General features: G+C 43.2%; 28 protein-coding genes. 6 read left to right on the forward strand and 22 right to left on the reverse strand.

Going from position 1 to position 24,421, the window contains the following annotated elements; translation table 11 throughout:
• Positions 1–76 precede the first annotated feature (76 nt).
• Together HF312_03475 and HF312_03480 are read left to right on the forward strand one after the other, a co-directional pair.
• On the forward strand, positions 77–2,068 hold the full coding sequence (locus HF312_03475; GenBank protein MCU7519248.1) for a hypothetical protein: 1,992 nt from the start codon (positions 77–79) through the stop codon (positions 2,066–2,068).
• Between the two features lie 45 nt (positions 2,069–2,113).
• Positions 2,114–3,592, forward strand: coding sequence for a hypothetical protein (locus HF312_03480; protein MCU7519249.1), 1,479 nt, complete (start codon positions 2,114–2,116; stop codon positions 3,590–3,592).
• Between the two features lie 184 nt (positions 3,593–3,776).
• Here the strand turns inward: HF312_03480 and HF312_03485 are convergent, their stop codons facing one another.
• Positions 3,777–4,109: a DUF3467 domain-containing protein gene (locus tag HF312_03485; GenBank protein MCU7519250.1), complete on the reverse strand. Its 333-nt coding sequence runs from the start codon at positions 4,107–4,109 to the stop codon at positions 3,777–3,779.
• Between the two features lie 91 nt (positions 4,110–4,200).
• Positions 4,201–5,409: a tetratricopeptide repeat protein gene (locus tag HF312_03490; protein MCU7519251.1), complete on the reverse strand. Its 1,209-nt coding sequence runs from the start codon at positions 5,407–5,409 to the stop codon at positions 4,201–4,203.
• A 237-nt stretch (positions 5,410–5,646) separates the two neighbouring features.
• Here HF312_03490 and HF312_03495 point away from each other — a divergent pair, with 237 nt between their 5' ends.
• From HF312_03495 to HF312_03510, 4 genes are read left to right on the forward strand one after another with little or no spacing between them, the layout of a single operon-like run.
• A complete protein-coding gene (locus HF312_03495; GenBank protein ID MCU7519252.1) occupies positions 5,647–6,759 on the forward strand; it encodes an adenosine deaminase in 1,113 nt (370 codons plus the stop codon).
• Positions 6,743–7,078 carry a hypothetical protein gene (locus HF312_03500; protein ID MCU7519253.1) on the forward strand — a complete coding sequence of 112 codons (336 nt, stop codon included), beginning with the start codon at positions 6,743–6,745 and terminating at the stop codon, positions 7,076–7,078. The genes HF312_03495 and HF312_03500 overlap by 17 nt, the downstream gene beginning before the upstream one ends.
• Position 7,079: 1 nt before the next feature.
• Complete coding sequence (gene hutU / locus HF312_03505; GenBank protein MCU7519254.1) at positions 7,080–8,738, forward strand: urocanate hydratase; 1,659 nt, start codon at positions 7,080–7,082, stop codon at positions 8,736–8,738.
• A 37-nt stretch (positions 8,739–8,775) separates the two neighbouring features.
• Positions 8,776–9,960 carry a phosphoglycerate dehydrogenase gene (locus HF312_03510; GenBank protein MCU7519255.1) on the forward strand — a complete coding sequence of 395 codons (1,185 nt, stop codon included), beginning with the start codon at positions 8,776–8,778 and terminating at the stop codon, positions 9,958–9,960.
• 53 nt (positions 9,961–10,013) lie between these two features.
• Here the strand turns inward: HF312_03510 and HF312_03515 are convergent, their stop codons facing one another.
• The 20 genes from HF312_03515 to HF312_03610 all read right to left on the reverse strand — a co-directional run bounded on the left by HF312_03515 (position 10,014) and on the right by HF312_03610 (position 24,343).
• The gene (locus tag HF312_03515; GenBank protein ID MCU7519256.1) at positions 10,014–10,772 is read right to left on the reverse strand and encodes a hypothetical protein; all 759 of its coding nucleotides are present in this window, start codon (positions 10,770–10,772) and stop codon (positions 10,014–10,016) included.
• A 65-nt stretch (positions 10,773–10,837) separates the two neighbouring features.
• Positions 10,838–11,182 (reverse strand): 50S ribosomal protein L19, encoded by a 345-nt coding sequence (gene rplS, locus HF312_03520; GenBank protein ID MCU7519257.1) that lies wholly within the window; start codon positions 11,180–11,182, stop codon positions 10,838–10,840.
• A gap of 3 nt (positions 11,183–11,185) precedes the next feature.
• Positions 11,186–11,866: a tRNA (guanosine(37)-N1)-methyltransferase TrmD gene (gene trmD / locus HF312_03525; GenBank protein MCU7519258.1), complete on the reverse strand. Its 681-nt coding sequence runs from the start codon at positions 11,864–11,866 to the stop codon at positions 11,186–11,188.
• Positions 11,856–12,389: a 16S rRNA processing protein RimM gene (rimM, locus tag HF312_03530; protein ID MCU7519259.1), complete on the reverse strand. Its 534-nt coding sequence runs from the start codon at positions 12,387–12,389 to the stop codon at positions 11,856–11,858. The genes trmD and rimM overlap by 11 nt, the downstream gene beginning before the upstream one ends.
• Positions 12,390–12,402: 13 nt before the next feature.
• Entirely contained in the window at positions 12,403–12,636 is a 234-nt protein-coding gene (locus tag HF312_03535) for a KH domain-containing protein (GenBank protein ID MCU7519260.1), read from the reverse strand.
• A gap of 85 nt (positions 12,637–12,721) precedes the next feature.
• Entirely contained in the window at positions 12,722–13,168 is a 447-nt protein-coding gene (gene rpsP / locus HF312_03540; protein MCU7519261.1) for a 30S ribosomal protein S16, read from the reverse strand.
• A 51-nt stretch (positions 13,169–13,219) separates the two neighbouring features.
• Positions 13,220–14,560, reverse strand: a complete 1,341-nt coding sequence (ffh, locus tag HF312_03545; protein MCU7519262.1) for a signal recognition particle protein — start codon at positions 14,558–14,560, stop codon at positions 13,220–13,222.
• A 63-nt stretch (positions 14,561–14,623) separates the two neighbouring features.
• Positions 14,624–15,508, reverse strand: a complete 885-nt coding sequence (gene atpG / locus HF312_03550) for an ATP synthase F1 subunit gamma (GenBank protein ID MCU7519263.1) — start codon at positions 15,506–15,508, stop codon at positions 14,624–14,626.
• 205 nt (positions 15,509–15,713) lie between these two features.
• Positions 15,714–17,267 (reverse strand): F0F1 ATP synthase subunit alpha, encoded by a 1,554-nt coding sequence (locus HF312_03555; protein MCU7519264.1) that lies wholly within the window; start codon positions 17,265–17,267, stop codon positions 15,714–15,716.
• Between the two features lie 28 nt (positions 17,268–17,295).
• The gene (locus HF312_03560; GenBank protein MCU7519265.1) at positions 17,296–17,850 is read right to left on the reverse strand and encodes a F0F1 ATP synthase subunit delta; all 555 of its coding nucleotides are present in this window, start codon (positions 17,848–17,850) and stop codon (positions 17,296–17,298) included.
• A gap of 2 nt (positions 17,851–17,852) precedes the next feature.
• On the reverse strand, positions 17,853–18,401 hold the full coding sequence (gene atpF / locus HF312_03565) for a F0F1 ATP synthase subunit B (GenBank protein ID MCU7519266.1): 549 nt from the start codon (positions 18,399–18,401) through the stop codon (positions 17,853–17,855).
• Between the two features lie 69 nt (positions 18,402–18,470).
• Complete coding sequence (gene atpE / locus HF312_03570; GenBank protein ID MCU7519267.1) at positions 18,471–18,695, reverse strand: ATP synthase F0 subunit C; 225 nt, start codon at positions 18,693–18,695, stop codon at positions 18,471–18,473.
• A gap of 41 nt (positions 18,696–18,736) precedes the next feature.
• Positions 18,737–19,576 carry a F0F1 ATP synthase subunit A gene (gene atpB, locus HF312_03575; GenBank protein MCU7519268.1) on the reverse strand — a complete coding sequence of 280 codons (840 nt, stop codon included), beginning with the start codon at positions 19,574–19,576 and terminating at the stop codon, positions 18,737–18,739.
• Positions 19,577–19,590: 14 nt separating this feature from the next.
• Positions 19,591–19,986: a hypothetical protein gene (locus HF312_03580; GenBank protein MCU7519269.1), complete on the reverse strand. Its 396-nt coding sequence runs from the start codon at positions 19,984–19,986 to the stop codon at positions 19,591–19,593.
• Positions 19,970–20,257 (reverse strand): AtpZ/AtpI family protein, encoded by a 288-nt coding sequence (locus HF312_03585; GenBank protein MCU7519270.1) that lies wholly within the window; start codon positions 20,255–20,257, stop codon positions 19,970–19,972. Before HF312_03585 ends, HF312_03580 begins: the two co-directional genes overlap by 17 nt.
• Positions 20,258–20,331: 74 nt before the next feature.
• Positions 20,332–20,682 carry a polymer-forming cytoskeletal protein gene (locus HF312_03590; GenBank protein MCU7519271.1) on the reverse strand — a complete coding sequence of 117 codons (351 nt, stop codon included), beginning with the start codon at positions 20,680–20,682 and terminating at the stop codon, positions 20,332–20,334.
• A gap of 47 nt (positions 20,683–20,729) precedes the next feature.
• Positions 20,730–21,572 (reverse strand): M23 family metallopeptidase, encoded by an 843-nt coding sequence (locus HF312_03595; protein MCU7519272.1) that lies wholly within the window; start codon positions 21,570–21,572, stop codon positions 20,730–20,732.
• A 68-nt stretch (positions 21,573–21,640) separates the two neighbouring features.
• Complete coding sequence (locus HF312_03600) at positions 21,641–22,273, reverse strand: threonylcarbamoyl-AMP synthase (GenBank protein MCU7519273.1); 633 nt, start codon at positions 22,271–22,273, stop codon at positions 21,641–21,643.
• Between the two features lie 121 nt (positions 22,274–22,394).
• Entirely contained in the window at positions 22,395–23,468 is a 1,074-nt protein-coding gene (locus HF312_03605) for a glycosyltransferase family 9 protein (GenBank protein MCU7519274.1), read from the reverse strand.
• Positions 23,468–24,343, reverse strand: coding sequence for a lysophospholipid acyltransferase family protein (locus HF312_03610; GenBank protein MCU7519275.1), 876 nt, complete (start codon positions 24,341–24,343; stop codon positions 23,468–23,470). The genes HF312_03605 and HF312_03610 overlap by 1 nt, the downstream gene beginning before the upstream one ends.
• Between the last annotated feature and the right edge of the window lie 78 nt (positions 24,344–24,421).

The raw sequence follows: 24,421 nt of genomic DNA on the forward strand, positions 1-24,421 counted from the left end.
TACGTTCATGAAGCAAATTCTTTACAGAACTTTTATTTTCTCTCTGCTTTTCCCCGCGATTTATTTAACGGGTTGTATGGATACGCCGGACGGATTTGAAGCCCCGCAGTGGGATGTAAATCTTAATATGCCGGTAATGGATACGACTTACACGCTAGCGGATGCAATTAAAAAATCAGATATGATCAAGTCTTATCCTGCAGGCACAGCCAAGGCCAACCTGCTTTACTATGCCGACGACAAGAAAATTGAAAAAGTTACCGTCGGCAACAGCCTGAAGATAGACCAGGATGTCAATTCAAACGAAATAAAGACAATCGGAGAAGTGAAGATTCAGGATCCGGCACCAAAGTCGGCTTCAATTTCCAGCAGCTGGACAAACCTTCCCTCAGGGCAGGCCTTCCCGATTCCACAGGTCAGCAATGTTCCTGTAAGCGTTGTTTTCCCGCAGATTGATGAGTTCAGCTACGTTGTACTCAGTTCGGGCTCACTGGATCTTAAGCTGACAAACGTAATGAGCATTGACCTTGTGCTTTCAAACTGTTATCTGGAGAACGACGGCAACAAGGTGAAAATCGGGCAGATGGGATCGGACATTAATATCCCTAAAAATTCATCAGTTACAGTTACTGTGCCTTTAGCAACAGGACTGAGCGTATCAAATAAACTCGGTTTCCATGGTGCACTTTCGACGCCCGGAAGCGGAGGCAGCCAGGTTACTGTTCCTCAGAACTCAATCAACATCGATGCTTCTTTTAAGAACCTTGCTGTAAATGAGGTTAGGGGAAACATACAGGTAAATACTATTGACATGCAGAAAAGCTTTGAGCTTGATAACCAGACAAAGTTCCAGACTGTTGTCATAGATCATGGGACAATGGTTCTTAATCTGGTAAACAATATAGATGTTGACTTAAGTGCAAAGATAACGCTCTTAAGCCTCTATCAGAATCTCAGCTCAACGAAGCCCTATGAGTTAAACTTAAATGTCGGGAGAAAGTCAACTCTACCCTACACACTGGATCTGAGTAATTTTGTACTGAGGTCGGGAGGCGCTCCTACAAATCTGATAACATATAAGGTACAAGTTACAACTAAGGAAGCAACCGACAGAACAGTCAGGAGCACAGACAATGTTTCGGAAACCGTAGAGATGTCGCAGCTTTCACTTAAGAGCATCACAGGTATAGTAAAGCCCACAACGCTGGAGATAAAACCGACTACTGTTTCATTCAGCCTTGGAGACCTGAAGGATAAATTAAAGTATGCTAAAATATCATTCAAGGATCCTGAGCTGAAGCTTTACCTCAAGCCTTCTTCAAAGTTCAAGGTTAAAGTTGACGGAACGGTTAAGGCAAAAGGATATTCTTCAACTCTTAAATTCACGGATTACATTTCAAACCTGGATGGGCAGATAGACAGCGTGGTCAATGTTCCTTCGGCAGACCTTGCTGCATTCCTCTCGAGCTTCTCACCGAGCCTTCCGACTGAGCTTACAATAAGCGGCACAGCAACGGTAAACCCCGATGCCGAACAGGTTGTATACTCAGTGGCACAGAGCGACTCAATTACGGGTCATGCCGAGATTTCCTTCCCGTTCAACGTAGGCGTTGCCGACGGCGAGTTTAAGGATACGACCGAGCTTAAGCTTAAAGACAACCTGAAGAAAGAGATAACTAAAATTCAGTCCATTGTACTCACTCTTCAGATTACAAACGGGATTCCGGCAGCCGTAAAGTGGACGGGTTCTTTCCTGGATGAGACACAGAAGATAAAACTTCTGGATCTGCCGCCAAACAGGCAGACGGGTGAAAACTTCGTACTTGTACCGGCTGCAGCAATTGACGCCAATGGCAAGGTAACCGCTCCGTCAGTAAGAACGGAAACCATTGAGCTAACCGGAAGCGACGTAGATAAATTTGTCAACAGCAAGTATATCATCTCAAACGCTGCAATAAATACAAGCGGCGCTACCACAGGCTCGGCCTTACCGGTGGAGTTCAAGATTACGGATTCCATAAGGGTGAAAGCCTCGGCCAGACTGGTCTACAGGATAAATGAGAAATAAAACAGCCATTAAAATAAAAACAGAAAACAAAGAATTGGGGTTTGCATGAAATATTTTTTCTTAATGTCTTTTCTCCTCGTGATATACATAAATTCCGAGGCACAGATAGGAGGTTCCTACGCCCCTTCAGATGCCCGCTCAACAGCCATGGGGAATACGTATACGGCAAGTTCCAGAGGAATATTTGCTGTTGGTAAAAATCCGGCCAACCTGGCCTTAACGGGAAATAACGGAGTTGAAATTCAGACGGTTGCCATTCCTCTTCCCCTGCCGTCAATAAATATCGGCCTCGGCACCAACTTTATGTCGATTAAGGATTATAATTACTTTTTCGGCGGAGTTCCAGATCCTGCAGATCCCTCGAAGAAGGTTGGAAGGCTACTGAGCCCGGCAGACAAAGAGCACTTTGCCGATATGTTTAAGGATGGCGGAAATGTCTTTACAGACATCTCAATGCCTCTTTTCAACTTATACATCAATGCAGGGGAGAAGGCAGGGGCTTTTGCCCTTACTGTAAACGACAGGGTTTCGGTTGATTTTACTGCTCCCGAAGGGCTGGCCAATTTTGCAATGCAAGGCAATCCCGAGGGTTCGGTTATTAATTTCAGTGATGCAAAACTTACGGCCTGGTGGCTCAGGAGCTACGGGCTCTCATATTCAAGACAGATTAACGACCTGTTAACCAATGTCTTTAAGCTGCCCGGCAATATGTTTGAGCAGGTTACATTTGGCGTTACAATAAAGTACATACAGGGTTATGCATATGCAGGAACAGACCAGTTCAATGCATCGATTGAAACAAATGACAACGGTATTATAGCCGATGCACAGGCACGCGGACTTATTGCTACTTCACCCAACCTTGGCATTACGTACAGTTTCGATTCCCTTTCAACTAAAAGGGAAGGAAAGTTCTCTGCCTTCCCTACTCCGGCAGGTTCGGGCGTTGGACTGGATTTCGGACTTACGGCAAAGGTTAATGATATTCTTACTCTTGGGCTTGCCCTTACAGATGCAGGAAGCGTAAAGTGGAAAACAAATGCAGCCGAATACAGCTATACCAACCACATCGATTTAACTGATCCGACCAATAAAGACAAGATGGATGAAATAGGCGACAGCAGCGATAATTATGAAGGAAGGTACCTCAGCAGCTTTTCAACTTCGCTTCCATTGGCATTAAGCCTCGGGGCAACTTACCAGCTGGATAAGGCGCCGTTTATTTCAGATTTTCCGGGAAGCATGCTCCTGGTACTGGAATATCACCAGGGCTTTAATGATCTGCCTGGAAATTCAACGACTCCCAGATTCGGCCTGGGTTTTGAATGGAAGATTGCAAACGGTGTTCCATTTATCCGCTCCGGTATTTCAGCAGGCGGAAGGGAAAACTTCAACTGGACGTTCGGGCTTGGCTTTAACGGCGGCATTTTTGATGCAGCAATTGCAACCAGGGATCTTAACTACTGCTTCTCGAACAGCCTTAAGCGTGTGACGCTCGCATTAGATACAAGGTGGAAGTTCTAAGATTAAGATAGATTAAAAATAAAGCCGGATTTCAGAGCTGTTTCTGATATCCGGCTTTTTTATTACCCTCCAATTTTCCTGGAAGATCCGGGACTAAAGTCCCGCGAATTTGGGGACCATTAAACCACCACGACCTGAAGGTCATGGCTATTCATAAAAACCTCGAACTTTGAACCTTGAACTGTTAGTTGATCTTCTCGTCGCGCCTGGTATAACCGAACTGCTGGGGGTCGGGCTGACCCTCGAGCTTAATTTCACCAAAGCGGGATTCGAATTTTTCAATATTATCTTTTAAGGCAAGCATCAGCATTTTCGCATGCTGCGGAGTTGTTATGATCCTTGCATGAACTTTAGCCTTTGGCACACCCGGGACCACACGCGTAAAATCAATTACAAATTCAGCCGGTGAATGAGTTATGATTGCCAGGTTTGAATAGATACCCTCGGCTTCCTTTTCCCCCAGCTCAATATTGATCTGCTGAGACTGAGGCTGGTCATTGTTATTGTTTGAGTTCATTTCTTCTCCAAATTTTATTCAATATAATAAAAAAGCCCGCATGTTACCATATTATCAGGCAACATGAGGGCTTAGTAAAACTAAAGTAAAATTACTTCCTTAACTGATCTGCCTTTGCAAAAGCTTCCTGTGATTCTTTGCTCATACCAAGAACGGCATATACCTTAGCCAAAGTATCCCATGCAATAGGATCATCAGGCTTAAGTTCAGTTACTTTCTGCAGATAAGGCAGTGCCTGCTGGTATTTGTTCTTGTATTCAGGATTTTCCTTGTTCAGCTTATCAGACTGCTCGCGAAGAGCTGTTCCCCACTTTACATAAGTAACGCCAAGGTTGAATATGGCATTGTGGTACTTAGGATCAAGTTCCATGGCTTTTGTAAACTGGTCGGCTGCTTCCTGGTATTCAGAAAGAGCTTTATCGTAGTTGGCTGCTTTTGAATCGACGTCAGCGGCCTGAAGAAGAAGGGTACCGTAGTTGTATCTGTAGTACTGGTTCTGCGGATCCTTTTCAACGCCTGTTTTGAATGTTTCCATTGCAACAGAGGCCTTGTTTGCTGAAATGTAAGCATTTGAAAGGTGAAGAAGAATGTCCTGATCATCCGGGAAGAGTTTTCTTCCTTCTTCCAGAACGTTAACAGCCTTGTCGAATGCCTGCATAGCTTTTACGCTGTCTTCAGGAGTCTTTGACTGCTTGTATTTATTCATTTCAGTAGAGCCCTGCTGATTGTAGATCTGGCCGAGCAGTTTGTAAGAGTCAGCTGATTTTTTAACGCTTCTGAGTTTTTCCAAAGGAGCAACAGCTTCATCTGTACGGTTTGCTGAAAGGAGGGCAAAAGCCAGGTTCTTATAAGTATCGGCTGAATCGGGCTCAACTGCAATACCGTCGTTGAAAGACTGAACAGCCTTGTCGTAATACATCTTTACGCTATCCTGTGCCTGGGCTTTGGTAGCCTTGTTAAAGAATGCAACACCCTTGTTAAAGGAGTTCATCCAGTTATACTTTCTGGTATCGTCAATATTCTTTGCAAATTTGTTGCTGATTGCCAATGATTTATTAAAAGCATCCATCATCTTTGTATAGTCGCCCTGTTCGCTATAGAGATAGCCCAAGAAGTAGTATGCTTCATCATTTTTAGGATTTTTCTGCAGTTCTTTTTGCAAAGCTTCCATCGCTTTCGGATAGTTCTTCTGCTGGATATAGAGCTTAGCACTGGTCATTTCAGTTGAAGAACACTGGAATGCACTTAAACTGAGTACCAGCAGGATTGCTGTCATTGAGAAAACAAAAATCCGTTTCATTTAATCTCCCGGTTAGTACTTGTTATTTTATCGAAATTTACTTGGAAAAATTACCATTTTAAGCTTCTAAAATCAAGAATTATTTCTTCCTTTTCCCGAATCTTGTCCATAATGGAATGTTTTAGTAACTTCTATCAATATACAAAAAATCGGGCAAAAAGTTCCTTCGGGCTAAAGAGCTGATATTGCTTTTAGAGCTTAAAAAGGATATTTTACGAGTCAAAATTGAGGTAAAAATTGGAACTTGAACAGATCATACGTACGGTACCGAAAGTACTGCTTCACGACCATCTTGACGGCGGCTTAAGGCCGCAGACTGTTATTGAGCTTGCAAACGACATTGGATATAAGAAACTCCCGACAAAAGACCCAAAAGAGTTAGCCGAGTGGTTCCACCGCGGGGCAAACAAGGGAAACCTGGTAGAGTACCTTCAGGGCTTTGAACATACATGTGCCGTTATGAATAACAAGGAGGCACTTACAAGGGTTGCCTATGAAATGATGGAAGACATGAAACGTGACGGCGTCTGCTACGTAGAGACGCGTTTTGCACCGGTCTTTCACACATCAAAAGGGATTTATTACGACGACGTTGTAGCAGCCGTCTTAGAAGGGCTTGACAAGGGCAAAAGGGATTTCGGAGTCGGTTACGGGCTTATACTTTGCGGCATGAGGAATATGACAAACAACCTGGAGATAGCCGAACTGGCCGTTAATTTCAGGAATCAGGGCGTTGTGGGTTTTGATCTGGCAGGTGAAGAAGGAGGCTACCCCCCGAAGAAACACCTGGACGCCTTTCAGTTTATTCAGCGCTCTAATTTCAACATAACCGTTCATGCCGGGGAGGCCTTCGGAAAGGAATCCATCTGGCAGGCTCTGCAGTGGTGCGGTGCTCACCGCATTGGGCACGCAACGCGCCTGACTGAAGACATCGTACTCGACAAGAAAGGCAATGTTGTAAGCCTTGGTGAACTTGCCCAGTATATACTCGATAAGCGTATTCCGCTTGAGATTTGTCTTTTAAGCAACGTGCATACGGGTGCAATAGATAAAATTGAGAACCATCCTTTCGGGTACCTTTACAAGGAAAAATTCCGCGTTTCAATTAACACGGATGACCGCCTGATGAGTGATACCACGATGACAAAAGAGTTTCTGACTGCCATCCAGTATTTTCATATCACGCTCGATGACATTGAAAAAATTACTATAAATGCGATGAAGTCGGCTTTTATTCCGTATAAGGAACGCCTCCATTACATTTATAATGTTATTAAACCAGGCTATCAGGCCATGAGAGAGAATTTATTATCATTAAACTTCAACAGGGATTATGAAAAAGCTATTTAAGAATTACACGTACGAATTTGACAAAAATGAAAAAAGGTTATTAATTAATTTCTGTAAACAGGCTATTAAGCAGATGGAAACGGACAACCGTTTCTTTCCGGACGTCAGGGCGTTCAGTTCAATTGTTGACAAGCTGAACGAGCCTAGTGAAAACGTAAAACTGACAAAAGAAGAGCTCACGCGTCTTACACTTCAGCTCAAGGAAAATGTTAAATTCTTAAAGGAGAAGATGAATAAAAGCTGGTTTTTGAAAAAATGGTTATATAAGTCCTTATATACACAATATCAAAACATTCTAGCAACACATTTTAGTGACTAACATGCAAACGAACCTTAAAAGCGGCATTACAGCTCCGCACGGCACAACCCTCAGCTGTAAAGGATGGATTCAGGAAGCAGCAATGAGAATGCTGATGAACAACCTGGATCCTGAAGTTGCGGAAAATCCCGATCAGCTCATTGTCTATGGCGGCAAAGGAAAGGCTGCCCGCAACTGGGACTGTTACAACGCCATTGTTAAAACTTTGCAGGAATTAGAAAGCGACGAGACTTTACTTGTACAATCGGGTAAACCCGTTGCGGTTTTCAGAACACACAAGGATGCCCCAAGAGTTATTATATCCAACTCCATGCTGGTTCCCAAGTGGGCAACGTGGGATGAATTCAGGCGTCTTGAGGCCTTAGGGCTTACAATGTACGGCCAGATGACGGCAGGAAGCTGGATTTACATAGGGACACAGGGCATTCTTCAGGGGACATACGAAACTTTTGCCGAGTGCGCCAGGAAGCATTTTTCAGGCACGCTGGCAGGGAAATTCCTTCTGACGGCGGGTCTTGGAGGAATGGGCGGAGCCCAGCCTTTGGCTGCAACCATGAACGGTGCAGCATTTTTAGGCATTGATGTGGACAGGGCAAGAATTCAGAAAAGAATTGATACCGGTTACGTGGACGTTATGACTGAAAGCCTGGATGAAGCATTAAGCCTTGTGCTTAAGGCAAAGGAAAGCCTGACTCCCCTTTCAGTTGGCCTTGTTGGAAATGCGGGCGAGATACTTCCTGAAATTTTAAGACGAAACATCACTCCTGAGGTTCTGACGGACCAGACCTCAGCCCACGACACTCTGAACGGATACGTTCCCATGGGAATGACTTTTCAGGAAGCGCTCTCCTTAAGAGAGCTTAACCCTGAGAAGTACATACGCCTGGCAAAAGAGACCATTGTAGAGCACGTAAAAGCCATGCTGGAATTCCAGAAAAGGGGCGCCATAACGTTTGATTACGGCAACAATATAAGAGGCGAAGCCAAAGACAACGGTCTTGAGAACGCATTTGACATACCGGGCTTTGTACCTGAATATATACGTCCCCTTTTCTGCGACGGCAAGGGGCCTTTCCGCTGGGCTGCACTCTCGGGAGATCCGGAAGACATCTTTGTTACAGACAGAGCGGTTATGGATGCCTTCCCGGAGAATAAGTCACTTATTAACTGGATTGAAAAGGCGCAGAAGAGGGTTCATTTCCAGGGGCTGCCAAGCCGGATATGCTGGCTAGGGTATGGCGAAAGAGCGAAGATGGGGAAAATATTTAACGAACTCGTAAGAGATGGCAAGGTTAAAGCCCCGATTGTAATTGGAAGAGATCACTTAGACTGCGGTTCGGTTGCCTCTCCGAACCGTGAGACCGAGAAAATGTTAGACGGAAGCGATGCTATTGCCGACTGGCCGATCTTAAATGCACTTCTTAACTCAATTGGAGGAGCAAGCTGGGTATCGGTTCACCACGGCGGCGGCGTAGGCATCGGTAATTCAATCCATGCCGGTATGGTAGTAGTTGCCGACGGGACAGAAGAGGCTGCCAGGAGGCTGGAGAGGGTATTGACTTATGACCCCGGAATGGGTATTGTAAGGCATGCTGATGCAGGTTATAAACAGGCCATTGATAATGCTAAAGAGCTTGGTATAAAAATACCAATGCTTTAGCCGATTTATTTATAAATGATCCCAAAAGGAGAAACTTATGAAAGTCTTAGTAGCTGACAAGTTCCCCGAACACTATCTCCAGCAGATGAGAGATATGGGTTTGGAGGTTATATTCGCCCCAAAACTTGGCGAAAATGATCTGCCTGCAAATATCAGTGATATTGACATTCTTGTAGTACGTTCGACAATTGTAAATGCCGAGACTATAAAGAAAAGCGACAAGCTGAACCTTATTGTAAGGGCAGGTGCCGGAGTAAACAACATTGACATAGCCGCTTCTAACCAGAAGGGTGTTTATGTTGCAAACTGCCCCGGAAAGAACTCCGTTGCTGTTGCTGAGCTGGCGGTGGGCTTTATGATTGCCCTGGACAGAAGAATTCCAGGTAACGTAATAGATTTCAAGGCGGGGAAATGGAATAAAGCCGAGTATTCCAAAGCCGAGGGACTTATGGGTAAGAACCTTGCGCTTATTGGCGTCGGCAATATAGGTAAAGAAGTTGCCCACAGGGCTCTGGCCTTAGGGATGAACGTATACGGCAAGGATATTTCACGCATTGAAGGCGTTGCAATTAAGGACTTTTCTGAAATGGATCAGATACTTCCTATTGCAGACGTTATATCAATCCACCTTCCGCTTACAAATGAAACCCGCAACCTTTTCGATAAAAAGATGTTCAGCTATGTTAAGCCGGGCGCAATTTTTATCAATACCTCGCGTGCTGAGATAGTGGATGAGGAAGCCTTAATTGAAGCTGTTAAGACAAAGGGAATTAAAGCAGGTCTTGATGTCTTTAAGGATGAGCCCGAAGGAAAATCGGGCGAAGTCTGCTCACCTCTTCAGGAGCTTGAGAATGTTTACGTAACTCATCACATAGGGGCCTCTACAGAACAGGCGCAGAATGCTGTAGCAGAAGAAACAGTAAAAATAATAAAGAACTTCATCAAGAGCGGCGTAATTGCAAACTGGGTAAACCGCGCAAAGAAGACAGACGCACAGTATCAGCTTGTAATAAAGCATTTCGACCGCCCGGGTGTTCTGGCTGAAATATTTTCCATTCTAAGGGAAGGGCATATAAACATTGAAGAAGTTGAAAATGTTATCTTTGAGGGCGGAATAGCCGCCTGCTGTACAATGAAGATAAACAAGCCTGCAACGAGTGAAATGCTGAAGGGTTTCCGTGAAAATGAAAATGTCTTAAGCATATCGCATGTAACTATTTAAGTAAAAAAAAGGGGAAGCATTTGCTTCCCCTTTTTCATAAAACCCGTCTTTTTCTACACAAACTTCAGTTCAACCATATCATCGGTTATTCCATGAAAATATGGAAGCTGCAGAAGCTCTTTTAATGCATCGGTCTCAGAATTTGTCATTTCAAAATAAACCGAGTTGAAGTTATTTTTTATCACCTCTTTTGAGGGCTCGTCAATTTCAAAGTTTTTCAGGAGCTTATCCAGGTTATCCTCAATAAGAACGTCTGTATCATGAAGCGCGTGGTGCAGTTCTTCGAGATATGAGGCTTCCTTAGCGGCCGCCACAAAGTTAACATAAGGCATAAAGAGCATTTCAGAAACCTCATCTGAAAGGCTAATACCTGAATTGAAGCGTCCATGATCCAGGTTATCGTCGCCCACAATGAGGTAATTCTTCTGTGAGGTATCAATTTTACCCGTTTCCAGGTGGATCTGTACATCCGCAGAGTATTTTTCCTTAAAGAGGATTTTCGAAAGGATAATTTCATTTGTAGAAATATCCCCGTGCATAAATATATCAGAAAACCTGTTCTGTTCGGGCACGAAATAGTAAAATGCGTTTGAGAGGAGCCCGTCGAAAGAAATAGCCACACGGGAAGAGACGAGGAAGTGGGGATGTTTTATCAGGTCGCACGCAGGCAAGAGCGCCACATCTGCGTTTCCATTCTCGAGTTCAGTGCTCAGGACCGAAGCCTCGCGGAAGGTGAGGTTATCCTTCAGTTCCCTCGGGAGCACTTCGCGGAGCATTGAAGTATAGATATTTTTTGGAAATATTAGTTTCAATTTTTGTATAGTCCAAAAGAAAAAAAAAGCCGCTCTAGTTAAAGGCGGCTTGTAGTTCCCAAAACTTATTTAGCTTTATTTTTAATTCTTGCAGCCTTACCCGAAAGATTTCTAAGGTAGAAGAGTTTTGCTCTTCTGACGTCGCCCTGTTTAAGGACTTCGATCTTGGCAATTTTAGGAGAATTCATCGGGAAAATTCTTTCTACTCCAACGCCTGAGGAGATCTTTCTAACAGTAAAGGTTTTGCTGACGCCGCCGCCTCTGATTGAGATAACGTCGCCTTCAAAAGGCTGAATTCTTTCTTTATCACCTTCGATTACTCTAACGTGTACGCGAATATGATCGCCAGGGTTAAATTCCGGCAAGTCGGTTTTAATTTGATCCGCAACAAATTCTTTTAAGTTATCCATGTCCTACTCCGAACTATTTATTTTTTTCCATTTTTCAGTTAATATCGTGGACTGTTCAGCTTTCCAGTCCTTAATTTTCTTAAAGTTCCCCGATAAGAGTACTTCAGGCACTTTCAAGCCCCGGTAATCAGCCGGACGGGTAAAGTAAGGGGCCTCAACAATATTCCCATCCTGGAAAGAATCTTCCAGTGCTGATTCGCTATCGCCCAAGACTCCGGGAATGAGTCTAACAATAGCATCGACAACGACCAGAGCGGGCAGTTCCCCGCCGCTGAGGACAAAGTTGCCTATTGAAATTTCGTCTGTAGCGAAAGCTTCTCTAACCCTGTCGTCAATTCCCTTATAATGACCAGCAATTACCATTAAGTTTTCAGCAATAGAGAACTTATTGGCCAGTTGTTGATTAAATATTTTTCCCTTAGGACAGCTATAAATTACGTGCTGGTATTTCCTCTGGCTGAACAAATATTCAATGCATTCAAAGAACGGTTCAGGTTTAAGGAGCATGCCAGCTCCTCCACCGAAAGGCTTATCGTCAATTGTCTTATGTTTATCGTGCGCATAGTCGCGCAGGTTATGAACTACAATTTCAACTTTCTTAAAATCCTGCGCTCTTTTGATAATGCTTGTATTAAGCGGACTAGTAAGCAGATCCGGAACCGCAGAAATTATATCAATCCTCATCGTCCTCTTCTTCGAAAATATCACCGCCTGGTCTTAAGACCAGAATCTTGTTAATGGGGTCAAAACTCTCGACATAGTCACTAACAGCAGGAATCAGTAATTCCCCTTCAGATAAGTCCTTAATGACATAGACATCATTGGCAGGAAGGCTGAGAACGTCAACCAGATTACCAATGAGCCCGCCATTACGGAAGACCCGGCTGCCGATCAGGTCGTGAATAAAATAGGTATTTTCTTCAAGACCGATCAGATTATCCTGGTCCACGAAGATTCTTTTGCCGAGGAGGAATTCAACTTCGCGGGCGCTGTTAAAATTCTTAAACTTAACAGACCATACTTTGCCCGTATGGATTACCTTCTCAACAGAGAACTTCTTTTTATCGCCAAAGACGTCAATATAGACGTCATTAAGCTTCATTAACCGTTCAGGACTATCTGAGTAAGGGATTACATTTACAAAGCCTCCCGTTTCGAAGAGGCTTTTTATTTCAGCTATTAAATAATACTCACTCACTATTTTCAAGTCAGCCTGGACTTTAGTCCAGAATTTCCAGAACTACGCGTTTGCCTTCTTTAGCAGCGACAGCTGTCAGCAATGTTCTCATAGCCTGAGCAGTTTTGCCCTGCTTACCAATCACCTTACCAACGTCTTCCGCACTGACTTTAAGAGACAGCACGATCTTATTGTCTTCCGAGCTTTTTTCTTCGATACTTACGCCATCTGGGTTGTCCACAAGATGCTTTGCGATAAATTCAATGAATTCTTTCATTTTTTAACCCTCTTAAGTTTAAGCGAAGAGTACTTAGTTAGTGATCTGAAACCCTCCAAAAGTTTCCTTTTTTTATAAGAACGCTTTAGGCAGGATTTTCATCGGAAGTAGTACTCTTTACTTCCGTGACTTCCTTTGGCTGCTCTTTAGCTGATGCTGTCCCTTCTGCTGCACCAGATTTAGACTGTTTTTTGGCCGAACCAACTTTGGCTTCATTAAGTTTAGACCACGCTTCAAATTTAGAATTTGCCTCTGTTTCAGGCAGACCCTTTTTTGACAATTCCTTTTTGAGCAAAATACCCTTTTTGCTTAAAAGGTTTTTGACGGTGTCTGTAGGCTGGGCACCAACTCCAAGCCAGTAAAGAGCCCTGTCTTCTTTTATATCGATAGTAGCAGGATCGGTAAGCGGATTATACAATCCAATAGCTTCCAAAAACTTTCCATCTCTTGGGGCGCGTGAATCAGCAGCAACCACTTTATAAATCGGCTGTTTCTTTTTACCCATTCTTCTTAATCTTAGCTTAACTGCCAAATTATTTGTTCCTCCGAGTTATATATTACGTTATATCAATTTATTCTAAAATCAATTAATTTTAAAGTTCTTTAGTCCCGCGAAAGGATTTTTCCTTCCGCCCATAGATGATGAGTTAATCATTTTCATCATTTTCTGCATTTCCTGGAACTGTTTAATCAGGCGGTTAACCTCCTGAATGCTAGTTCCGCTGCCGCGGGCGATTCTTTTTCTGCGGCCGCCGTTAAGGATTTTCGGCGCTGATCTTTCCTGTTTAGTCATCGACTGTATAATTGCCTCAACTCTAAGGAGCTGTTTGTCGTCGATGTCGGCATTTTTAATCTGCGAGCCGATGCCCGGGATCATGCCTATAATGGATTTGAGAGAACCCATTTTTTTGATCATCTTAATTTGCTTAAGAAAATCTTCAAAGTCAAACTTATTCTCCCTTAAGCGGCCTTCCAGTTCCTGAGCTTCAACTTCATCGAACTGTTCCTGGGCTTTTTCGACCAAAGAGACAATGTCTCCTTTTCCCAGGATTCTGGAAGCCATGCGTTCGGGATAAAAAGGCTCAATTGAGTCGAGCTTTTCGCCAAGGCTGATAAACTTAATCGGTTTATCCACCACGGCACGAATAGAAAGAGCGCAGCCGCCTCTTGTATCGCCATCGAGCTTAGTAAGAACAATTCCGTCGAAATTAACTTTCTCGTGGAATGCCCTGGCAGAATTAACGGCATCCTGCCCTGTCATTGAATCTACCACGAAGAGTGTTTCAGAGGGATTAACGTTCTGCTTAATGGCAGAAACCTCCTGCATCATCTCCTCGTCGACGTGAAGGCGTCCAGCGGTATCTATTATCAAAGTATCGAGCCCGTTTTCCTTTGCGTAGGAGACGGCATCCTTTGCAATCTTAACGGCATCCTTGTGGTCTGCCGAAAAAACCGGAACGCTGATCTGGCTTCCCAGCTGCTTAAGCTGATCTATAGCAGCAGGCCTGTAAACGTCATCAGCAACTAAAAGAACTTTTCTATTTTTGGATTTAAGCGATTTAGCCAGTTTAGCGCTAAAGGTGGTTTTACCACTTCCCTGAAGGCCTACCATCAGGATTACCGAAGGGCTAGAACCGCTTAGTTTTATTTCGGACTGGCTATTGCCCATAAGGGCAGTCAGTTCATCATATATAATCTTTGTTATCTGCTGGCCGGGGGTAATAGAGTTCAGGACTTCGCGTCCCACGGCCTTAGCATTAACGTCATCAATAAACTTTTTTGCGACTTTATAGTTAACGTCAGCATCTAAAAGTACACGGCGTATCTCACGTAAGCTATCGGAAATATTGCTTTCAGTTAATCTACCCTGTCCACTTATTTTCTTAAGAGCTGTTTCCAGCTTGTATGTTAAATCTTCGAACATATAATTTTAAAAAATGACACTAAATTTAGCTAATTTTCCGGATTTTTTCAAATATTTTTATTTTTATTCACCTTTTAAAGCGTTTGCGCCGCTTACAATCTCCAGAATTTCCGTAGTAATTGCCGCCTGGCGTTCCCTGTTAAAGCGCAACTGCAGAACTTTAATTAGCTCTTTAGCATTTTCGGTAGCCATATCCATGGCCGTCATTCTTGCGCCTAATTCAGAAGCGTTGGATTCGAGTAAAATCCTCCACATCTGAGAATTAAGGTGTTTGGGAAGCAGATTATTCAAGATGACTGTTCTATCAGGTTCATATATATAGTCAGTATTTATCTTGCCTTCAACGTCATTATTAGTAACCCTGGGAACGGGCAAGAGCTGTTCGATTGTAATTCTCTGCTGCATTACTGATTTAAATTCATTAAAGACCACGAGAACGCGGTCTATTTCCCCGGAGAGGAAACGTTTTTTAAGGTCGTTTACAATGCCCGCAGCAGCCGGAAACTGGAGGTCGGAGAAGACGCCTGAAAGTTCACCCAGCATTTTATAATTTCTTCTGCTGAAGTGGTCGGCACCTTTTTTTCCGATTGGATAGATATAAAGGTTTCCGGATTCATAATAATCCCTGTAGTCTTCGTGTATAAGCCTGGTAGCCTCACGTATGAGGTTCATATTAAAGCCGCCGCAGAGACCCCTGTCGGAGGTTACGACAACGACAGCCACATTGTTAACCGGTCTTTGGGCAAGAAGCGGGTTATTTATATTACTGTCTATTGATACCAGCTGTCTGAACAGATCGGATATTTTTCTTGAATAGGGCCTGGCATTTATGATGTTTTCCTGGGCTCTTCTCAGTTTAGCAGCAGCCACCATTTTCATGGCTTTAGTAATCTGCTGCGTACTCTTCACACCGATTATTCTTCTTTTGATGTCCCTTAATGTAGCCATTTTAATTAAATTTTGGGGTTAAAACATCACTGTAATTTAAAATAAAACATTTTTCATTAACAACAAGTCTAAAAGCTTTTGAGCAGTTCCAGTTAAAGCTGCATAATTTGAAAAAAGTCTTTTAGATAACACACTGCCATAAATTATAAATCTTGCCTTTTTGAGGGGCAAGATTTATAAAAGAATTCAGTTAAGGCGCAGGGCCTTATTTTTCAGAAGCCTTGAATTTAGGCAAGAACTCTTCAATAGCACTTTTCAGTTTAGCGATTGTTGTTTCCTTGAGTTCCCTTTCGACCCTGATAGTATCCAGAATGTCGACATACTTCAATTCAATGAACTCCAGAAGTTCCTTTTCAAAGCGTTTTACGTCCTCGACCGGTATAGATTCCAGGTAGTCGTTTGTGCCTGCAAAGACGCTGACGATCTGTTTTTCGACAGGGATAGGGTTATACTGCCCCTGTTTCAAGAGTTCGACCAGGCGGGCACCTTTTGACAGTGTGCGCTGGGTAGCCTTATCGAGGTCGCTACCGAACTTGGCAAAAGCCTCTAGCTCCCTGTACTGAGCAAGGTCGAGTTTCAGAGATCCGGAGACCTTTCTCATTGCCTTAACCTGCGCGTTACCGCCCACACGTGAAACGCTTATACCGACGTTAATAGCGGGTCTGACGCCAGCGTTAAAGAGGTTAGGCTCCAGGTAGATCTGGCCGTCTGTAATTGAGATAACGTTTGTAGGGATATAAGCCGAAACGTCGCCCTGCTGAGTTTCAATGACAGGCAGAGCCGTAAGGCTGCCGCCGCCAAGTTCGTCGTTTAATTTTGAAGCGCGTTCAAGCAATCTTGAATGCAGGTAGAATACGTCGCCCGGAAAGGCTTCACGTCCCGGGGGTCTTCTTAGCAGCAGCGAAACTTCGCGGTAAGCCGCAGCCTGCTTCGAGAGATCGTCATAAATAACCAAGGCGTCGCGGCCTGAGTCTCTGAAGAATTCCCCCAAAGTAGCTCCGGAATATGGAGCAATAAACTGCAGGGGGGCAGATTCTGAAGCAGAAGCCACGATAACAGCTGTATAATCCATAGCGCCGTGTTCATGGAGCTTGGCTACAACCTGTGCAATTGTAGAAGACTTCTGCCCGATTGCAACATAAATACAGTAAACTGGTTTAACACCGATCTTTTTGGCATCTTCGGTATGTGTATACTTTTGATTAATAATAGTATCAACTGCAATAATTGTTTTACCGGTCTGGCGGTCGCCAATGATAAGCTCTCTTTGTCCGCGTCCGATTGGAATCATAGCATCCACGGCCGTAATACCTGTCTGCAGAGGCTGTTTAACAGGGGCGCGGGCAATAACGCCAAGAGCTTTTCTTTCAATGGGAAGGAACTGCTCGGTGTGAACAGGACCTTTTCCATCAATAGGCAGTCCGAGAGGATTGATTACCCTTCCAAGCATTGCTTCACCAACAGGGAAGGAGGCAACACGTTTGGTTCTTCTAACTGTATCGCCTTCCTTTACGAGGGAGTAATCACCAAAAAGGACGCATCCGACGCTATCTTCCTCGAGGTTAAGCACCATACCAAAAACATCATGCGGAAACTCTATAAGCTCGCTAGCCATAACCTTAGACAAACCGTAAACGCGTGCAATACCATCACCGATCTGAAGGACGGTACCGACGTCATAAACATCCACTTCGTTGTCGAAGCCGGCCAGCTGTTTTCTCAAAATTGCAGATACTTCATCAGGTCTAACTTCTGCCATTTCTATTTCCTTTAAATTTAATCTAAACTTAGTTCAGTGAGGAATCACCCTTCATGAACTGCTCCTTCAGCAGTTCGAGCTGATGGTACAGTGAGGCATCCAAAACCGTATCTTCGATTTTAACGATAAAGCCCCCAAGTAAGTTCCTGTTAATCTGCAAGGAAAGTCTTACTTTCTTACGGGTATATTCCTCAAGTTTAATTGTTAGTTTACTTTTCTGTTCATCGGAGAACTCCGATGCGCTGGTAACCTCAGCGTTAACAATTCCCAGTTTTTTATCTCTTAAGTCGAGAAATCGCCTGATCATGTCAAAAAGCAGATTTTCCCTGTTTTTCCTCACAATAAAGAGCAGAAAATTCAGTGAATCGTGGCTGATATTATTTTCAAACACCTTCAGAAGCACCTGCTCCTTGTCGTAGGTTTTAATCACCGGGCTGGTAAGCATCACCTTAAACTCTCGTGACTGCCTGATGGTATTAAAAACCGATTCCATGTCAGAGGATATCTGCTCAAAGAGATCCTTCTCTGAAGCAAGCTGCATCAGAGCGTTAGCGTATCTAGTGGAAATGTTAAAATTGCTCATAATCAGTTTTTCGGTAAATCATTAATAAATCTATCAACCAGATGCATTTGCTTTTCCTTATCGAGGTTTTCCCTAAGGAGTTTCTCTGCCGCCTGAATAGCAATCAGGGCAACCTGGCCTTTTAACGACTCGAAAGCCTCATCGTTTTTGCGTTTGATCTCGGCAGTTGCGGCATCGAGCATTTTTTTTGCTTCAGCTTTGCTGTCTGAAAGAATCTGTTCTTTTAGTTTTTCAGCAAATTCCCTGCCCTGAGCGATAACTTTCTGAGCCTCTTCCTCGGTTCTGGCCATGGCTTCTTTGTTCTCAGCTAAAAGCCTTTCGCCTTCCAGACGGGCTTTCTCAGCCTTGTCGAGGGAATCCTTAATGAAATTTTCTCTTTCCTCCAGAATCCCGAGTATTGGCTTCCAGGCAACTTTCTTTAACAAGACTAGCAGTATTATGAAAGTAATAACCGTCCAAAAGATAAGTCCCGGATTCACAGCAAGCAAACTTGGCTTCCCTTCTTCAGTCTCAAGCAACGCAATCAAAGCTATATTCAGCTTAACAAACATATTTACCCTTCCTTTGAATTATTAGTCCTAAAAATAAATGGGAGTGTTATAAAAACACTCCATAAAGACTCATTTCAAAGCCAATAAAATACAAATAACCAGTGCGAACAGCGAAATACCCTCAATGAGAGCCGCAGCAATGATCATTGAAGTTCTGATGTCTCCTGCAGCTTCGGGCTGCCTTCCGCTTGCTTCCATTGCTGCGCCAGCTAATTTACCAATACCCAAAGCACCGCCAATAACTGTTAAAGCTGCACCGAAACCGGCTGCCAAATATGCGAAATCGAAATTCATTTAGTTTTCTCCTTTTATTTAGACATGTACCGTTGATTAATTTAATGTTCCTGATGGACTGCCATCCCGATGAAAAGAGAAGACAGCATTGTAAAAATATAAGCCTGAATCAAGGCTACTAAAATTTCCAGCAAGTAAATAAACAGAGCAAAGGCAACTGAAACAGGGGCCACGAATATAGTCTTCAGGATAAAAATCAGTCCAAGTAAAGCCAGAATGACTATATGCCCGGCTGTCATATTTGCAAAAAGACGTATTGCCAATGCGAAAGGTCTTGTAAAGAGTCCCAGTATTTCAACAACCAGCATTACAGGTAAAAGGAACACCGGAACGCCGTGGGGAATAAGCCCCTTAAAATATCCGAAGAGGCCGTTTTTTCTAATTCCGCCTGCCTGAGTAACAAGGAATGAAATTGCCGCAAGTGTAGCCGTAACGGAAATATTGCTTGTCACAGTTGCACTATATGGGAAAAGCCCAAGGAAATTAGCAGTGAGAATAAAGAAGAAAACGGTAAGAAGGTAAGGGAGGAATTTTTCAAATCCTTTGCCGATGGTTGGCCTTGCGATATCATCGCGCACAAAGACCACCAGGAGTTCAGCTACGTTTGCAAAGCCTTTAGGGACTCTGGATTTTTTATAGCTTTTGGACACGAAATAAAAAACCAGCACCAGAATCAGCAGGCTGAGCCACATGAATACAACGTGTTTTGTAATTGAGATGTCAATTCCAAACAGATGTATTTCTGGCAGATAAATCCTACCAAACGGTTCAAAATCTATATATTTTGAATCAAGTATATGGTGCAGGATCCATCCGCTGTCTGATTTATTATTAGCCTGGGCCAGTGTATCGCTAACTGCTTTAACTGTATTAGCTTCCATAATTTTTACCAGATCTATGCTTTCTTTTGTGATATTTTCAACTGAGATATTTTCACTCTGAAATAATTTACCTCAACTATTAAGAGTGCAATATACAAAATTGAAAAAGTAAATATAAAACCATATTTGTCAATATTCAAGAATTTCAGGAAAATTATAACAGATCCGAGAATGAGAAACATTCTGACGAGCATCCCCCCCATGTTGAACAGGAGGAAGGTTTTATTCTCCTTGTCGACCGAGTAATTAAAGGCATATAAAGCTGCCAGGATGTTAATTAAATTAATCGCTCCGCCGTAATAAGATGCATTCAGGAATTGTGGGCCTACCGTACCTGCCTTAAAGAGAACAAAAACCAGAACAAAAACACCGAGGAACACTATCAAGATTTGACTAAGTACCTTTTTCATTTTTATTCTTCCTGTTTATCTCTAAAACTGTCTTAATTACGTTGTAAATGCCGGCAAAACCGCCAAAGAACGACATAACGATAGTAAGAACAGGGCCAGTTCCCAGCTTTCCGTCGAGCCAGTAGCCGAGAAAGAACATCAGTACAATTGAAGCCGCCAGTTGAACCCCCAAGCCCAGGTAAGGGCCTATTTCGGCATATTTTCTCCCGGGATAGTTCTCAGGTGAAGAGTTTTTATCCGAAGGGTCATTATGTTTTTCCGGCTTTTGCATTGTTTTTTCCGGGCAGCTTAATTGTTCAGTTAAACATAACCGTTAAATTAAAGAAATTTAACAATTCAGCAAATTTATTCAGATACCAATTCTCCGGTGGTGCTTTCAAATTCAGCCATTGAGCACTTTCCGTCAAAAAATGCTCCCGGCTCAACTACCAGTATTCTGGCTACGAGGTCACCTTTGAGGTACGATTTGGCCTCCAGAATAACCTTTTCAGCAACAGATACTGATCCGGTAATCTTACCGCTAAGCGTCAGGTTTTCAGCTCTTACCTCGCCATTGACCTCAGAGCTTTCGCCAAGAGTAAGATTTCCGGTAACAAAAATATCCCCTTTAACAGTACCGTCAATTCTAACGTTTCCCGGGCTGACGAATTTACCCTCAAGGTTAACACCTTTACTGATAATGCTGACCTCTTCTATGCTTGCGCCGGTTGATTTTCTTTGTACGAGTCCCACGCTGTTACTCCTTAGTTAATTAATAGGTCTTTAGGATCAATTACCTGCCCTTCCTTCCAGATCTCAAAATGCAGATGAGGCCCCGTTGTAGCGAGCCCCGTATTTCCGCTCAAAGCAATCGTTTCTCCCTGCACAACTCTGTCACGTATCTTTTTTGTAAGGCCCGAGCAGTGCTTATAGATAGTAATATAGCCCTCATCATGGACTAAGATTAACATATAGCCGTCGTCTGCCGTATAGCCTGAGAAAGCCACATAGCCAGAAGCCGCAGCCGTAACTGAGGTACCGGTTCTGACAGCAAAATCGATTCCCATATGCCCTTTTGAGGCGTCAAATCCACGGCTAATGAATGCGTTGCCTACAGGTTTCAGGAAATATATTCCTTTTTTTTCAGAGAACAAGCCAGCATAGGGCATTTTCTCCCGGAAAAACTTTTCAACGACGGCATAAATGTCACCCCCCAGGGGGTTTCCCTTCTGTGTTTTATCCTGCCCGGAAAGCCTCATTGTCTTAGCCAGGTTAGAATCGCCCATGGCAATTGCCAGTTTAAGTCTTTTATTTGCTGCTGAAATCCCCTGCAGTTCGTGCGTAAGCAGAAGCACTTTTCTATTCAGCTGGAACAGTTTTTTATTCTGTTCTCTTAGAGCGGCGTCATTTTTCATCATGAGGATGTTACCGGCAGGAGTGCCAATTAATAATAATAAAATAATGACAAATATAAAAAAAGAATATGCTGACATGTAGATGAGCATTTTCGTAATGCCAAGCCTGTGGCTTTTAGTCTGGATCCCCTGATGGCTTGGAATAATTAAGAGGGAGAAATCCTTTATATCTTTGAGTTTCTGTAAGTTCATGCTGTATATTTTTCTGCAAAGTTAGTCAACCCTCCGTAAAAAGTCAATTAAAACAGGGTTTTGGTCTTCTAATAAACCTCCATAATATCCCTGAATTTTACGGCACCTTCACGAAGAAGTTCAGGGCTGTTTCCGGTCAGGTCTATGAGCGTTGAGCTTTTTTCAACCACCTTTTTCTCTGTATAGAATATTGCGTCGAGTTCGTTGCCGAACTCGTAGTTAATGACGTCTCTTTCATTAATAGGCATATTGCCGGCCTTGTTAATGCTGGTAGAGATAAGGGGCCTTTCGATTTCCGAAAGGAGCATTTTACAGAACTTATGGTGCGGGATTCTGAAAGCAGCCGTTGCCTGCCCCAAGAGCCGGGCTGATTCGGCATTAAGGTTAAGAATAATGGAAATTGGATTTGGCCAGATCTTATGAAGGAAGTCGTAATGCTTATCCAGTTCCACACGTGTATAACGTAGAAGTGTAGGCAGGTCATGGATGAGCAAAATGAATTTCTTTTTTTCATCGCGCTCCTTTATACGGGCAACCCTGTTTACGACCTCCCTGCTGAAAGGATTACCTCCCAGTCCGTATATGGTATCGGTAGGATAAGCAAAGACCCCGTTATTGCGAAATATTTCAGAAGCTGCCTTTACGGCTGAACTGATGTCATCATCTATTGAAATAAATTTTCCCTTGCGTTCTTCAGTCATATAGTACGAATTAAATTATTAATGAATTGTTATTATAGATATTTACTTAGTATAATATATATTAAGGTTTTCTTCCACAGATTAATTTGCTGCATAAAGGTGCAGAATCTCTGCCGTGGAATCAGACGTCTGCTGTAATTTCCTCAATTGCCCGTGCAATTGTTCTGATATCCAGTTTATATGCACAATCAAATGTCTTCAGAGGGCACTGAGTTCTGCCGTGGATTCCGCATGGCTTGCAGGAAAGGTCATCGTAGCTCACATATTTACTCTTTGAGTTATATGGGTAGAATCCGAAAGCGGCAACAGTGGAGCAATAGATGGTCAGGACAGGAATATCCGCACACATACCAAAGTGCGTTGGCGCACTGTCATTTGAAACGAGTACTTTGCACTGCCTTAAAATTTCAATTGTCTCTATTATGGAAAACTGTCCTGCTGTTGAAATCACACTGCCATCAAACATGGAAGCAATCCCGCTTGAGTATTCCTGGTCTTCTTTGCCTCCGATCAGAAGAACTGTATAGGAACAGGAAATGAGGTAATTTATAACCTCTATAAATCTTTCTTTTGGAAATCTCTTTGTCATCCATACTGAACCTGGCGCAACAGCTGCAAACTTAACACCTGAGGCCGATTTAACGCCTGCCGCCGCTCCGTTTTGGGCTATGGAACGGGTAACTTCCGCCATGAATTCAGTAACTTTCTTTTTCTCTTCTGTTTCAGCAACAACCTCGGGCAGGATCCTCCAGTCTGAAGTAAGAGAGCCACGCTCAAGCAGTTCAAGATTTCTTTGAACCTCATGATGGCTGGAGTTATAGGGTACGATATTTTTATAGACCTGACGTAAGGAGGCGTTTGAAAACCCGTAGGTTTCCCTTACCCCCGAAAGCAAAACGAGCATGGAGGTTCTAAAAGAGCGGTGAGGAGAGTAAATCCTGGTATAGCCTTCGCTTTTAATCTTCCCGGCAAACCTAAGAAGGCTCATAAATGAGCGGTCCTTCCCCTTTTTATCGTACGAATATACCTTATAAGTATAGGGGCTTGCCCTGAATATTCCGCTTGCCTGGGGTGTAGTTACAACATCGATAGTTGAATCGGGATAGATATCCTTAAGCTTTTTAAGCATTGGGAGCGTTAGAATTGCGTCTCCAATGAAGGCAGTCTGAATTACCAGTATTTTTTCCCTGTTCATCAGTATTTCCACCTTTTATGCATCCAAAGCCACTGTTCTGGATAAATCCTGATATACTTTTCCAGTATGGAACTATAACGCTGGTTAATTTCAATTATTTTATCGTCATCAGTTCCTTCGAGCTCTGAGGTTTCAATTATTTCCACGAAAGCCCTGTAGGAATAGTCTTCCTGGCGGGCAATAATGCAGACAATTACGGGGGCTCCTGTTCTTATTGCAAGCACGGCTGTTCCGGGGTATACTGCAGAGCTGAGGCCCATGAAGTTGACTCTTGGGCCGTCGGGGTCCCCCCTCTGGTCGCCGACAAGTCCAATTAAATGGCGGTTTTTGAGTTCCTTAAATATGTTTCTAAAAGACATACCGAGCATAACCACTTTGTTGCCGAACTTTTCCCTCATCATGGTCAGCCAGCTGCCGACGAGATTGTTGCGCTGCGGTTTTGCCGCAACATACATAGGAATTCCGAGCTGAGCGCTTACTGAAATTGCCCCGAGCTCCCAGTTTCCGAAATGGGCCGTAAGCATTAATACTCCTTTGCCTTCATCAAACTTTTTCCGGATAAGTTCGAGATCAGGGCAGTATACCATTTTTTTCAGCTCCCCGATTTTAAGCTCCGGAATGCACATAATCTCGATAAGAGTGACAGCAAAACTGTAATAGCACCTGTATGAAAGGCGTTTTAATTCCCTGGCTGAAAGGTCAGGAAAAGCGAGCTTAAGGTTGCCCTGAACAGTAGATTTCCTTATAGGAATGACATAATAGAAAAGGAACGCCAGGAAATGGGCCGCATGCCTGGCCCGTTTTATACCTATAATACTGAAAACTCTTACAAATGATGTAAATAGAAAGTATTCGAACCTGTTTTTAAAATCCACGCTGCATAATCCAAATTATTAACACAAAAAAAATATGGATATATGAAATAAATTCATATATCCATATAAAAAAAACTA

Source organism: Ignavibacteria bacterium (assembly GCA_025612375.1).
Lineage (GTDB): Bacteria > Bacteroidota > Ignavibacteria > Ignavibacteriales > SURF-24 > JAAXKN01.

What these genes read in the sequence shown, in the direction of transcription:
- HF312_03475 (MCU7519248.1), top strand. Translation starts at nt 77, where the DNA reads ATGGATACGCCGGACGGATTTGAAGCCCCGCAGTGGGATGTAAATCTT.
- HF312_03480 (MCU7519249.1), top strand. Translation starts at nt 2,114, where the DNA reads ATGAAATATTTTTTCTTAATGTCTTTTCTCCTCGTGATATACATAAAT.
- HF312_03485 (MCU7519250.1), bottom strand. Translation starts at nt 4,109, where the DNA reads ATGAACTCAAACAATAACAATGACCAGCCTCAGTCTCAGCAGATCAAT.
- HF312_03490 (MCU7519251.1), bottom strand. Translation starts at nt 5,409, where the DNA reads ATGAAACGGATTTTTGTTTTCTCAATGACAGCAATCCTGCTGGTACTC.
- HF312_03500 (MCU7519253.1), top strand. Translation starts at nt 6,743, where the DNA reads ATGAAAAAGCTATTTAAGAATTACACGTACGAATTTGACAAAAATGAA.
- hutU (MCU7519254.1), top strand. Translation starts at nt 7,080, where the DNA reads ATGCAAACGAACCTTAAAAGCGGCATTACAGCTCCGCACGGCACAACC.
- HF312_03510 (MCU7519255.1), top strand. Translation starts at nt 8,776, where the DNA reads ATGAAAGTCTTAGTAGCTGACAAGTTCCCCGAACACTATCTCCAGCAG.
- rplS (MCU7519257.1), bottom strand. Translation starts at nt 11,182, where the DNA reads ATGGATAACTTAAAAGAATTTGTTGCGGATCAAATTAAAACCGACTTG.
- trmD (MCU7519258.1), bottom strand. Translation starts at nt 11,866, where the DNA reads ATGAGGATTGATATAATTTCTGCGGTTCCGGATCTGCTTACTAGTCCG.
- HF312_03535 (MCU7519260.1), bottom strand. Translation starts at nt 12,636, where the DNA reads ATGAAAGAATTCATTGAATTTATCGCAAAGCATCTTGTGGACAACCCA.
- ffh (MCU7519262.1), bottom strand. Translation starts at nt 14,560, where the DNA reads ATGTTCGAAGATTTAACATACAAGCTGGAAACAGCTCTTAAGAAAATA.
- atpG (MCU7519263.1), bottom strand. Translation starts at nt 15,508, where the DNA reads ATGGCTACATTAAGGGACATCAAAAGAAGAATAATCGGTGTGAAGAGT.
- HF312_03555 (MCU7519264.1), bottom strand. Translation starts at nt 17,267, where the DNA reads ATGGCAGAAGTTAGACCTGATGAAGTATCTGCAATTTTGAGAAAACAG.
- HF312_03560 (MCU7519265.1), bottom strand. Translation starts at nt 17,850, where the DNA reads ATGAGCAATTTTAACATTTCCACTAGATACGCTAACGCTCTGATGCAG.
- atpF (MCU7519266.1), bottom strand. Translation starts at nt 18,401, where the DNA reads ATGTTTGTTAAGCTGAATATAGCTTTGATTGCGTTGCTTGAGACTGAA.
- atpE (MCU7519267.1), bottom strand. Translation starts at nt 18,695, where the DNA reads ATGAATTTCGATTTCGCATATTTGGCAGCCGGTTTCGGTGCAGCTTTA.
- atpB (MCU7519268.1), bottom strand. Translation starts at nt 19,576, where the DNA reads ATGGAAGCTAATACAGTTAAAGCAGTTAGCGATACACTGGCCCAGGCT.
- HF312_03580 (MCU7519269.1), bottom strand. Translation starts at nt 19,986, where the DNA reads ATGAAAAAGGTACTTAGTCAAATCTTGATAGTGTTCCTCGGTGTTTTT.
- HF312_03585 (MCU7519270.1), bottom strand. Translation starts at nt 20,257, where the DNA reads ATGCAAAAGCCGGAAAAACATAATGACCCTTCGGATAAAAACTCTTCA.
- HF312_03595 (MCU7519272.1), bottom strand. Translation starts at nt 21,572, where the DNA reads ATGAACTTACAGAAACTCAAAGATATAAAGGATTTCTCCCTCTTAATT.
- HF312_03600 (MCU7519273.1), bottom strand. Translation starts at nt 22,273, where the DNA reads ATGACTGAAGAACGCAAGGGAAAATTTATTTCAATAGATGATGACATC.
- HF312_03605 (MCU7519274.1), bottom strand. Translation starts at nt 23,468, where the DNA reads ATGAACAGGGAAAAAATACTGGTAATTCAGACTGCCTTCATTGGAGAC.